9 protein-coding genes are annotated in these 11,092 nt (G+C 70.3%); 6 read left to right on the top strand and 3 right to left on the bottom strand.

All coding sequences use genetic code 11. The features are described from left to right. The first annotated feature begins 175 nt into the window (after positions 1-175). The 6 genes from ACTIFU_RS00005 (at position 176) to ACTIFU_RS00030 (ending at position 8,680) form a co-directional block, all read left to right on the top strand. Positions 176-1,267 carry an AI-2E family transporter gene (locus ACTIFU_RS00005; protein WP_439576215.1) on the top strand — a complete coding sequence of 364 codons (1,092 nt, stop codon included), beginning with the start codon at positions 176-178 and terminating at the stop codon, positions 1,265-1,267. Further along, positions 1,264-1,959: an HdaA/DnaA family protein gene (locus ACTIFU_RS00010; RefSeq protein WP_439576216.1), complete on the top strand. Its 696-nt coding sequence runs from the start codon at positions 1,264-1,266 to the stop codon at positions 1,957-1,959. Before ACTIFU_RS00005 ends, ACTIFU_RS00010 begins: the two co-directional genes overlap by 4 nt. Positions 1,960-2,024: 65 nt before the next feature. Then, complete coding sequence (locus ACTIFU_RS00015; protein ID WP_439576217.1) at positions 2,025-4,223, top strand: RNA degradosome polyphosphate kinase; 2,199 nt, start codon at positions 2,025-2,027, stop codon at positions 4,221-4,223. Next, entirely contained in the window at positions 4,223-5,746 is a 1,524-nt protein-coding gene (locus ACTIFU_RS00020; RefSeq protein ID WP_439576218.1) for a Ppx/GppA phosphatase family protein, read from the top strand. The genes ACTIFU_RS00015 and ACTIFU_RS00020 overlap by 1 nt, the downstream gene beginning before the upstream one ends. Before the next feature lie 110 nt (positions 5,747-5,856). Next, complete coding sequence (locus ACTIFU_RS00025) at positions 5,857-7,284, top strand: hypothetical protein (RefSeq protein WP_439576219.1); 1,428 nt, start codon at positions 5,857-5,859, stop codon at positions 7,282-7,284. A gap of 91 nt (positions 7,285-7,375) precedes the next feature. Beyond that, entirely contained in the window at positions 7,376-8,680 is a 1,305-nt protein-coding gene (locus tag ACTIFU_RS00030; RefSeq protein ID WP_439576220.1) for a hypothetical protein, read from the top strand. A 6-nt stretch (positions 8,681-8,686) separates the two neighbouring features. Here ACTIFU_RS00030 and ACTIFU_RS00035 read toward each other — a convergent pair whose 3' ends face one another. The 3 genes from ACTIFU_RS00035 to ACTIFU_RS00045 form a co-directional block, all read right to left on the bottom strand. Then, positions 8,687-9,190, bottom strand: a complete 504-nt coding sequence (locus ACTIFU_RS00035; protein ID WP_439576221.1) for a hypothetical protein — start codon at positions 9,188-9,190, stop codon at positions 8,687-8,689. Next, positions 9,190-10,695 carry a tripartite tricarboxylate transporter permease gene (locus ACTIFU_RS00040; protein WP_439576222.1) on the bottom strand — a complete coding sequence of 502 codons (1,506 nt, stop codon included), beginning with the start codon at positions 10,693-10,695 and terminating at the stop codon, positions 9,190-9,192. Before ACTIFU_RS00040 ends, ACTIFU_RS00035 begins: the two co-directional genes overlap by 1 nt. A 69-nt stretch (positions 10,696-10,764) precedes the next feature. Beyond that, a partial coding sequence (locus ACTIFU_RS00045) for a hypothetical protein (protein WP_439576223.1) occupies positions 10,765-11,092 on the bottom strand: 328 nt, incomplete at its 5' end.

Consider the following 11,092-nt stretch of genomic DNA (forward strand, 5'->3'; position numbering starts at 1 on the left):
GCAAGGCCAACACCGCGATGCAGATCGTGCTTGCCGCCGCGGTGCTGCTGCATGCGGCCTATGGCGTGCCGTCGGGCGGCGTGGTGACCGCGCTGCTCTGGATCGTTGCCGGAACCACCTTCGCTTCGGGCGCGGCCTATGTCGCGCGCTGGGTGCGCGGCGGCGGGGCGGGCGGATGAGCGATCCGGTGCCGTTCGAGAACGGCCGCCGCCAGCGGCTGGTCCTGATCCTCGGAGCGCTCGCGGCGGTGGCGCTCGCGCTGCACATGTTCGCCTCGATCCTGCTGCCCTTCGTGCTCGGGACGCTGATCGCCTATCTGCTCGATCCGCTGGCCGACCGGCTGGAGGCGGTCGGCGTGCCGCGCAGCCTTGCGGCCGTGCTGCTCGTGGTGGCGATGCTGGCACTGATCGTCGCCTTCTTCCTGCTGCTCTACCCGCTGATCCTCGCCCAGCTGACGATCCTCATTCAGCTCGTGCCGCAATACATCCGTCTGTTGAGCCAACTTATCCAGGAGTCGCTGCTCTGGCTTGAGGAGCGGCTCGGACCGGAGTTCGTCGACCAGCGGCTGCGCCAGCTCGCGCTGAACCAGGTGAACACGATGCTGGCCTGGGTGACGGGCACGATCGCCACCGTGGTCGGCGGCGGGGTGCAGCTCTTCAACGTGCTGATGGTCGTGGTGGTCACGCCGATCGTCGCGTTCTACCTGCTGCGTGACTGGCCGAGGATGGTGGCGCATGTCGACTCCTGGGTGCCGCGCCGCTACGCCACCACGGTGCGCGAGATCGCGCGCGAGATCGACCGCATCCTCTCGGCCTGGGTGCGCGGCCAGGCGCTGGTTTGCCTGATCTTCGCGGTGTTCTACGCGGTCGCGCTCACCGCCGCCGGGCTGCAGCTCGGCCTGATCGTCGGGCTGACGGCGGGGCTGATCTCGTTCATCCCGTATGTCGGCACGCTGACCGGCTTCGTGATCAGCGTCGGCATGGCGATGGCGCAGTTCAGCGACTGGCGCGACGTCGCGCTGATCGCCGGCATCTTCGCCTTCGGCAACATCATCGAGGGCTACGTGATCTATCCGCGCCTGCTCGGCGAGCGGGTCGAGCTGCATGCGGTCTGGGTGCTGTTTGCGCTGTTCGCCGGCGGCGCGGTGCTCGGATTCATCGGCGTGCTGCTCGCCGTCCCCACCGCCGCGGCGATCGGCGTGGTGGCGCGCTACTGGCTGAAGCGCTACCGCGAGAGCCCGCTCTACCTCGACGAGGGCGACGCGTGAGCGGCGCGGGTCAACTCGCCTTTGCGTTTCCGCCTTCGGTTTCCCACGCGGAGGCTGATTTCGTGCCGGGTGACCACTCGGCCGAGGCCTGCGCCTGGCTCGACCGCTGGCCGGACTGGCCGTCGGGGCGGCTCGGGCTCTGGGGCCCGGAGGGGTCGGGCAAAAGCCACCTCGCCGCGATCTGGGCGGCGCGCACGGGTGCCGTGACCGTGATGGCCTCGGCTCTGGCCGAGGCGGAGGCGCCGGTGCTGATCGGCGCGGCCCGCCACGCCGCAATCGAGGATGCCGATCGTGGCGCGGGCGATCCCGGCGCCGAGCGCACGCTGTTCCACCTCCTCAACCTGCTCGCCGAATCTGGCGGGACGGCCTTGCTGACCGGGCGAAGCCCGCCCGCCCGTTGGCCGGTCGGCCTGCCCGACCTCCGCTCGCGGCTGGCCGCCTCCGGAGCGATCGCGATCGCCACACCTGACGAGACCCTGCTGGCCGCGGTGCTGGCCAAGGCGCTCGCCGACCGCCAGCTGGTGGTCGAGCCCGAGGTCCTGGCGTATCTGGTGACCCGCCTGCCGCGCACCTTCGCTGCCATGCAGCGGGCCGCCGCGGCGCTGGACCAAACCGCGCTCGCGGCGGGCCGGCGGATCACCCGCGCGCTCGCCGCCCGGCTGGTCGCGGCCCATGACAATCCCGGGTCGTAGCGGGGGAAGCCTCCCGCCTGAGGCTCCTCGTCCTGTATGGTGGACGGCGCGTACAGGAGAGCCGCATGAACGAGCTGCGCGACGCGGTCCGCGACGGGGCGGTCGCCGGGACCGCGTCCCGAACGATCGGGCCGGGTGATTCCGACCGCTTCATCAATCGTGAGCTGTCGTGGCTCGCGTTCAACACACGCGTGCTCGAAGAGGCGGACAATCCGCGCCACCCCCTGCTCGAGCGCGTACGGTTCATTTCGATCTCCGCCACCAACCTCGACGAGTTCTACTCGGTGCGTGTCGCTGGCCTGGTCGGGCAGGCCGCGGCCGGGGTCAGCGTGACCAGCCAGGATGGGCTGACGCCGGGCCAGCAGCTCGTCGCGATCCACCTCAAGGCACAGGAGCTGATGGCCGAGCAGCAGCGGGTCTGGCGCGACCTGCGCGGCCCGCTGCGCGCGCAGGGCCTCGCCGTGATCGAGCCCGAGGAGCTGACCGATCAGGACCGCTCCTGGCTCGAGCAGTGGTTCATGGACCGGATCTTTCCGGTGCTGACCCCCCTCGCGGTCGACCCCGCGCATCCGTTCCCGTTCATCCCCTCGATGGGGCTCGTGATGGTGCTGAAGCTGCACCAGGACGAGGACGGCACGGTGATGCGCGCGCTGCTGCCGATCCCCGCGCAGCTCGACCGCTTCGTGCGCCTGCCGGAAGGCCCGGGCATCCGACTCCTGCTGCTCGAGGACGTGATCGGGCTCTTCCTTGCCCGGCTGTTCCCAGGCTTCGGGCTCGCCGGCAGGGGCTATTTCCGGCTGATCCGCGACAGCGACGTCGAGTTCGAGGAGGAGGCAGAGGATCTGGTGCGCTCCTACGAGACCGCGCTCAAACGGCGCCGGCGCGGCAACGTGATCCGGCTGTCGGTGAACAAGGCGATGCCGCCCGACCTGCTGGAGTTCGTCGCTGACGAACTCGACGCGCAGCGCGCCGAGATGTTCACGGTCGATGGCATCCTCGGCATCGGTGACCTCAGGCAGATCATCGTCGATGACCGGCCGGACCTGCTGTTCAGTCCCTTCACCGCGCGCTTCCCCGAGCGCATCCGCGACTTCGGCGGTGACTGCTTCGCCGCGATCCGCCACAAGGACATCGTCGTCCACCACCCCTACGAGTCGTTCGACGTCGTCGTGCAGTTCCTGCGCCAGGCCGCGCGCGACCCCAACGTGGTCGCGATCAAGCAGACGCTCTACCGCACCAGCCGCGATTCCCCGATCGTGCGCGCGCTGATCGAGGCGGCCGAGATGGGCAAGTCGGTCACGGCGATGGTGGAGCTCAAGGCGCGGTTCGACGAGGAGCAGAACATCCGCTGGGCGCGCGAGATGGAGGCGGCCGGCGTGCAGGTGGTCTACGGCTTCGTCGAGCTGAAGATCCACGCGAAGGTGAGCTTGGTGGTCCGCCGCGAAGGCGGCGCGCTCAGAAGCTACGTCCATTACGGCACCGGCAACTACCATCCCTACACCGCGCGCGTGTACACCGACCTCTCCTTCTTCACCTCCGACGTCAAGCTGACACGCGACGCGGCGCGTGTGTTCAACTACATGACCGGCTATGCGCGGCCCGAGACCATGGACGCGATCTCGTTCGCGCCGATCACGCTGAAGCGCGACCTGATCGCGCTGATCGAAGCCGAGATCGAGCACGCGACGGCCGGACGCCCGGCGACCATCTGGCTGAAGATGAACTCGCTGGTGGACGGGGCGCTGATCGACGCGCTCTATCGCGCCGCCGCCGCCCGAGTGACGATCGACATCGTCTGCCGCGGCATCTGCTGCCTCCGCCCTGGCGTTCCTGGACTGTCCGAGACGATCCGCGTGAAGTCGATCGTTGGCCGCTTCCTCGAGCACGGACGGATCTTCTGCTTCGGCAACGGCCACCCGATGCCCTCGCGCGAGGCCAAGGTGTTCATCTCGTCGGCGGACTGGATGGCACGCAACATGGACTGGCGCGTCGAGGTGATGGTGCCGATCTTCAATGAGACCGTGCACGCGCAGATCCTCGACCAGATCATGGTGGTGAACCTGAAGGACGAGGCGCAGTCCTGGCGGCTCGACTCCGACGGCTCCTACCGGCGCATGCCAGGTGACGACGGCGCGGTCTCCGCCCATGAGTACTTCATGACCAACCCGTCCCTGTCAGGCCGCGGCAGCGCCCTGCACGGACCCGCGCCGCCGGGACCCGGATCGGCGGGACGCGAGCGCCAGGATCGGGTCGCGCACGACTGATGGCGGCGATCTGCCCGCTCACCGAGACCGCGCCCGTGCCGCGCCGGCTGGGCGTGGTCGATCTCGGCTCGAACTCGGTGCGGCTCGTCGTGTTCGAGGGGCTGACGCGCAACCCGCAGGTGGTGTTCAACGAGAAGTCGATCCTCGGCCTCGGCCGGGGGCTGCAGGGGACGGGGCGGCTGAACGAGGAGGCGATCGGCGACTGCATCACCGTGCTGGAGCGCTACTCCGTGGTCGCCGCGGCGATGCGCGCCGATCCGGTCGAGGTGCTGGCTACGGCCGCGGTGCGCGACGCGCTGAACGGCCCGGCCTTCGTCGAGATGCTGCGCCGGCGCTTCCCTGCCCTGCCGATCCGCGTGCTCGACGGCGACGAGGAGGCGTGGATCTCGGCCGAGGGCGTGCTCTGTGGCATTCCCGAGGCGGACGGCGTGCTCGGCGATCTCGGCGGCGGCAGCCTGGAGTTGGTGCGCATCGCCGGCGGCAGCATCACCGCCTCGACCACGCTGCCGCTCGGCGTGATCCGGCTCGCCGAGCAGGCGGGCGGCGACGTGGTGCGCGCCCGCGCGATCGCCGAGGAGGCCCTGCGCAGCGTGCCCTGGCTCGCGGCGGCCGCAGGCAGCGACCTCTATCTCGTGGGCGGGGCGTGGCGGGCGCTCGCGCGCATCCATGTCGGCCAGACCGGGTACCCGCTGCTGGTGGTGCACCACTACACGCTCTCCCGGGAGGAGGCGCGTGACCTGACCGGCGTCATCACCAACCTCTCGAAGAGGACCCTCGAGCGCATTCCCGGCGTGTCGCGCAAGCGGCTCGAGACCTTGCCGTTCGCGGCGGTGCTGCTGCGTCGGCTGCTGCGTGCCACCCAGGCACGGCGCGTGGTGTTCAGCGCCAGCGGGCTGCGCGAGGGATGGTACGCGCGGCACCTGCCGGCGGAGGTGCGCGGCGAGGACCCGGTCATCGCCTCGGGGCAGGATCTCTGCCGCCGCTTCAGCCGCAGCGCGGATCTGCCGCCGGCGCTGATCGCCTGGACCGCGCCGCTGTTCCCGGACGAGACGCCGGCACTCACCCTCCTGCGCGAGACCGCGTGCTGGGTCGGCGACATCGGCGCGCACGAGCACCCCGACTACAAGGCCGAGCAGGCGTTCCTTCGCCTGCTGCGCCAGCCGGGGATCGGGCTCGACCACCATGCGCGCGCCTTCCTCGCACTCACGCTGGCGATGCGCCACGAGGCCGATCCGCTGGCGGCGTGGCTGCAGCCGGCGCGCGCGCTGCTCGACGTCGCCTCGGCCAAGCGGGCCGAGACGCTGGGGGCGGCGCTCAGGCTCGCCTTCACGCTCTCGGGCGGGACGGCGACGCTGCTCAGGCTGACCTCGCTGCGGCTGGAGCAGCAGCGGCTGGTGCTGCGGCTCGCCCGCTCGGGCGGGGTGTTCGCCGGCGAGAGCGTGTGGCGGCGGCTCGAGCGGCTGGCCGAGGCGCTGGCGCGCGAGCCGGCGACCGAGATTGCCCCGGAGGAGGCAGCGGCGTGATGGCCCGCTCGCCTCAGACACTGTGGCGTTTGTCACACAAGTCCTGCGGGCGTATTGTTTAACCTCCAAAACCGCAAGCGGATATCCGCAACGAACGGTTGGAGGATGCGATGCCGGATGGGCCAGGGACTGCCGCCGCGACCGTGCCGCCGTCGGCACCGGCCGACGACGGCACGCTGCATGCGCTCAGGCAGGTCGAGATCGAGCGGGCGCTGATCGATGTCGCGCTGCTGCGCACCTTCGTCTCCAGCCACAACGAGGCGATGCTCGAGCGCGCCTTCACGGACAGCGCCTTTCCGGCCAAACCGCCCGCCGAGACCGCCACCCGGGACGCGTTCCTGCGCCGCCTTGCCGATATCGAGCAGATGGGCGTGGGCCGGCTCGTGCACGATCCCGGCGCCATCGCCTTCCTGTTCGGCGCCCGCGACACGCTGAACGCGGTCGTCGCACCGGCGGACGCCTATACCATCGCCTTCACCGGCTTCTATACCGGCGGGCTGCCCGAAGCCGAGGTGCTGCGCCGGCGCCCCGACTTCGCCGAACTGCGCACGCAGGCGCGCACCAGCAAGGTGGTGATCGGCGCGCTCGCCGTCGGCAGCGTCCTCGCGGTCATGCTCGCAGTGGCGCTGTCCGTCCATGCCATGGTCGGCAAGACCGTGCTGGACCAGGTCAGCACGACCACGGCCGTGCTCGCGGCGATCGACAAGGAGATCGCCGTCGCGGACACGGCCGCGCTGTCCGCCATGGATCCGAAGCCGGGCCCCTGGCTGGCCATCCTGCCGCGGCTGTGCGAGCGGATGGCGATCCTGCCGAACATGGGCAATCCGCCCGACCGGTTCCTGTACGGCTTCGAGGGGCCGCAGCACTGGCTGCTCTGCGATCGCTGGCGCGAGGCGAAGTTCCGCAACGACGTCGCCAAATCCGAGCTCGCGACGTGGATCGACTCCACGACCGGCGTCACGACCGAGACGCGGCCCGCGAGCCCGGTGGGGAACACAGCGGTCGCATCCGTCGGCGCGACCGCCGGAGCCGCGGTCGGAACCGCGCAACCGGACACGACCAGGACCGTCACGGGGTCGTGGATCAGTTGGCTGCCGGGAATGTCGGTGCGCGACATCGAGCAGCACACAGGCTACACGTCCGAGCAGGTGGGTCGTGCGCTGCTGAATGCGCTCGGGGTCTACTATCTGCCGGTCCTGTTCGGCGTGCTTGGCGGTGCGGTCTACGCGGTCCGGCGACTGAACCAGAAGATCATCTCGAGCGAGTTGCATCCGCGCGACTGGCGCCATGCGCTGTTCCGGATCTTCATGGCGTTCCTGCTGGGCGGCTGCATCGGCCTGTTCTTCAGCCCGGAGGGCACCAAGGTCGACGGACCGAACGGCGAGATCGCGCTGTCGATCGCGGCCCTCGCCTTCCTTGCCGGCTATTCCGTCGAGGTGGTGTTCCGCTTCTTCGACATGCTGATCACCCAGGCGCTGCGGATCGTCCACGCGGTTGCCCCTGCGGCGGGCGGCGGATCGACGCTCCGGCCAGGCTGAGCGGCGCGGTTGTGATGCCGCGCACTCGCATCCGACCGCATGCGGGCGTAAGGTTCCCCGGATGGACCGATCCGGTTCGGGGAGACGTGTGATGCCCGACGACCAGTCCGCCCGTGCAGCGCCCCCTCGGGACGATGCCGTGCCGCCCGCGCTGCTCGCCATGGTCCGACGCGCCGTGGACGATCTCGAGACGCTGCTCACCACGCTCTCGGCGCGCAGCGACAAGACGCTCGGCGCCATCGTCGAGCGCGCGGTCGACAAGGACGACCCGCTGCTCGCAAGCGCGGTGGCGTTCACGACGCGCTGCGCCGAGATCATGGCGACTCCGGCCGAGACGATCGTACGCCGGACCGATCTGCTCGCCGATCTGATCCGCGCGCGCGACCTGCTCAACAGCGCCTCCTGGCCCGCCACGGCGGATACGTTCCGTCTCACTGCCTTCTACACTGGCAAGCGCCGGCTCGATCAGGAGAACGGCACCGCGGCGATGTTTCGTGACGACGCCAGGACGATGATGTCCACGCGCTGGACCATGCGCGCGATCGCCGTCGTCGCCCTGCTGGTGCTGACCTACGCGATCATGCTGTCGGCCGCCGCGCTGAACGGCCGGTCCACGGTCGCGGACAACCGCCTCATCCGCGGCGACCTCGACGCCACCGCCGAGATGATCGCCCGGCTCGCGGCACCGACACTGGGGGCCGCCTTCCCCGACGTGATCGTCGGCGATGCCGCGCGCGATCTCCACATCCGCCCCTGCGACGCTCTGGTGCCGGTGCTGGTGCGCGCGGGCTCCACGCCGGTGCAGGTGCAGGCGTTCCGTGATCCGGCCCATGTCGGCGTGTGCGACCGCTACAACGACCGACTCAGGCAGCTGCAGATCAACGAGGCGCAGATCCTGGACTGGAACCGCTGGGTCGACCGCCTGTTCTTCGGGATCCGCCCGCGTGTGACGCCGCAGACCGCGATCGGTTCGCCGGATCCCGAGCGGGTGCTCGCCGTCAGCGAGCGTGCGGTCTCGGCGCGGATCGACGACATCGCCGCGCTGCTGCTGCCGCTCTACGGCTTCATCGGCGCGGCGGCCTTCGTGTTCCGCCGGCTGATGCAGAAGATACAGGCGGCTGAACTGGACGCGACGGAGGTGCGCCAGGCGATCATCCGGTTGGCCCTGGGCACCATCCTGGGCGGTGTGATCGGCCTGTTCTTCGGCGCGGACGGTGCGGCCCTTGCGGGCGACGGGCTGCCGATCAAGGCGCTCGGCCTGTCGGCGCTGGCGCTGCTCGCGGGCTATGCGGTCGAGCTGGTGTTCACCTTCTTCGACTTCATCATCCGCGCGCTGTTCATGCCGCTGAAGGCTGGAGCCCCGGCAAGTCCGCCCAGCCAGCATCCGGCGCGCTGAGGGTGATCAGGGAATCAGGACCCCAGGAGGGATGCGCATCATCAGCGCCCACTCGAGCAGCAGGACGAGGCCCACCAGCCCGGCAGCGAGCGCGGCGGTCGCCGGCCATGACGCGCGGTGGCGCAGCCTGAGCAGCGCGGCCACCCAGACCGGCACCGCCAGCGTCAGCCCGATCAGCGCGGTCAGCGCGTAGAGGCCGAGCACCCAGCAGAACAGCACGATGCTGGCGCGCAGGAACGGGGCGGTCCGCTCCACGGCGTCACCGCCGAGATCAGCGAGGTTCAGCCCCTCCTCGACGACGGGCCCGGGTGCGAGGCGGCGGCGCAGGCGGTCGGCGAGTTCGGCGACCGCGAGCAGCACTGTGCCGATGGCGATCCAGTAGGGGAACAGCCGCGCGCCCTCGGGCCAGTCGCGCGATTCCGACACCACGAACAGCGCGAAGCCAAGGAAGGCCAGCACCATCGCGACCGGCAGCCAGCCGAACCAGCGTTCGATCCGCGCCCCCGGCATCACGACCGTTCCTGCTGCGCTACATCGGCCGCAAGCGCGCGTCCGCGGCGTCGCTTGAGCAGGGTACCGCCGAAGCTCAGCACCAGGATCAGCGCCGCGATCGCCAGCACGCCAGGCCGCCAGATCCACTCCCAGTCGTACAGGTTGTAGGCGATCCAGAGATAGCGCTCGGCGAGCCCGCTCAGGATGAAGCCGATCAGCAGCGGCGGGCGCGGCGCGCCGACCCGCTTCATCAGCCAGCCGAGCACGCCGAAGCCGAACAGCTGCACCAGATCGCCCCAGTGCTGCGACTGCTGCCAGGCGCCGAGGATCACGATGACCAGCACCACCGGTGCGATGAAGTGGAACGGCACCAGCGTCAGCGTCGCGATCGGCCGGCTGAGTGCCAGACAGAATAGCGTGCCGAACACGTTGCCCAGTGCCAGGCTCCAGATGATGACGAACACGAGGTCGAGCTGGTCGCGCAGCAGCGCAGGTCCCGGCTGGATGCCGAAGATCAGCATCGCGCCGAGGAACAGCGCCATCGCGCTCGATCCCGGCACGCCGAACAGCAGGGTCGGCATCAGCACACCACCCTCGCGCGCGTTGTTCGCGCTCTCGGGCGCGATCACGCCGCGGATGTCGCCCTTGCCGAACTGGCTGCGGTCGCGGCTCGTCTGCACCACATAGCCGTAGTTGATCCAGTCGATGATCGAGGAGCCCATGCCGGGGATCGCGCCGATCAGCACACCGATCAGCGAATGACGCACCACCAGCCATTTGTGACGGATCGAATCGCGCACGCCCGCAAGCCAGCCGGAGCCGAGCCCAGGCGCCTTCTCGGCGATCGCGCCGCCGCGCGAAAGCAGGTCGATCACCTCGGGCAGGGCGAACAGCCCGAGGGCGAGGATCACCAGCGAGAACCCGTCATAGAGGTAGAGCACGCCGTAGGTGAGCCGGTACTCGACCGCGACCGGCGCGCTGCCGACCGTGCCGAGCAGCATGCCGATGCCGGCCGCGAGGATGCCGAGAATCGGCCGGTTGCCGGTCAGCACGCCGACCATGCTGAGCCCGAGCAGGGTCAGCATGAACAGCTCGGGCGAGCCGAACGCGAGCACGATCGGCCGGGCGAACGGGATCAGCGCGGTCAGCGCCAGCGCGCCGATCAGCCCGCCCACCAGCGAGGCGCTGAACGCCGCGCCGAGCGCGCGCGCGGCCTCGCCCCGGCGCGCGAGCGGGTAGCCGTCCATCACGGTCGCCTGTGAGCCGGCGGAGCCGGGAATGCCCATCAGCACCGACGGGAACGTGTCCGCGCTCGGCACGGCGGCGGCGATGCCGATCAGCATCGCGATGCCGGCATAGGGGTCCATGCCGAACAGGAACGGCAGCACGAGCGCCATGCCCATCAGGCCGCCGAGCCCCGGCAGGATGCCGACGACGATGCCGATCACGACGCCGACCAGCAGCATCGCCATCCGGAACGGGTCGAGCAGGATGATCAGCCCGTTGAGGAGGGCCTCGAGCATGGCGCGCCTGCGGTTGCCGACACGGAACGGGGCCGCACGCGGCCCCGTCCACTCCAGGTCAGGCGCGGATCAGGTGTCGAACCGCACGCCGAACTTGCTGGTCAGCATGGTCCGCGTCCAGGCCAGCACCGCGGGTGGGGCCGCGTTCAGGTCGGCCTTGATCTGCCCGAGACCCGCGCCGGAGATGATGTCATAGCCCTCCATGATGCGCGCGCCCGCCTCCTGGAACGCGGCGTCCTTGACCATCGCGTTCACGCCCGCGGTGAGCGCCGCGCGCGCCTCGGCCGGGGCGTCGGCATGCACCCACAGCGTGCCGCGCGTGTTCTGCACCAGGTTCGCGATCACGCGATAGGCGTTCCACACCTCGCCCGAGGGCATCCGGCCGTGGATCTGCTGG

The organism is Elioraea sp. (genome assembly GCF_051860475.1).
Taxonomy (GTDB): domain Bacteria; phylum Pseudomonadota; class Alphaproteobacteria; order Acetobacterales; family Acetobacteraceae; genus Elioraea.

Coding starts and splice junctions, on each gene's coding strand:
- ACTIFU_RS00005 (WP_439576215.1), top strand. CDS start 176: ATGAGCGATCCGGTGCCGTTCGAGAACGGCCGCCGCCAGCGGCTGGTC.
- ACTIFU_RS00015 (WP_439576217.1), top strand. CDS start 2,025: ATGAACGAGCTGCGCGACGCGGTCCGCGACGGGGCGGTCGCCGGGACC.
- ACTIFU_RS00020 (WP_439576218.1), top strand. CDS start 4,223: ATGGCGGCGATCTGCCCGCTCACCGAGACCGCGCCCGTGCCGCGCCGG.
- ACTIFU_RS00025 (WP_439576219.1), top strand. CDS start 5,857: ATGCCGGATGGGCCAGGGACTGCCGCCGCGACCGTGCCGCCGTCGGCA.
- ACTIFU_RS00030 (WP_439576220.1), top strand. CDS start 7,376: ATGCCCGACGACCAGTCCGCCCGTGCAGCGCCCCCTCGGGACGATGCC.
- ACTIFU_RS00035 (WP_439576221.1), bottom strand. CDS start 9,190: ATGCCGGGGGCGCGGATCGAACGCTGGTTCGGCTGGCTGCCGGTCGCG.
- ACTIFU_RS00040 (WP_439576222.1), bottom strand. CDS start 10,695: ATGCTCGAGGCCCTCCTCAACGGGCTGATCATCCTGCTCGACCCGTTC.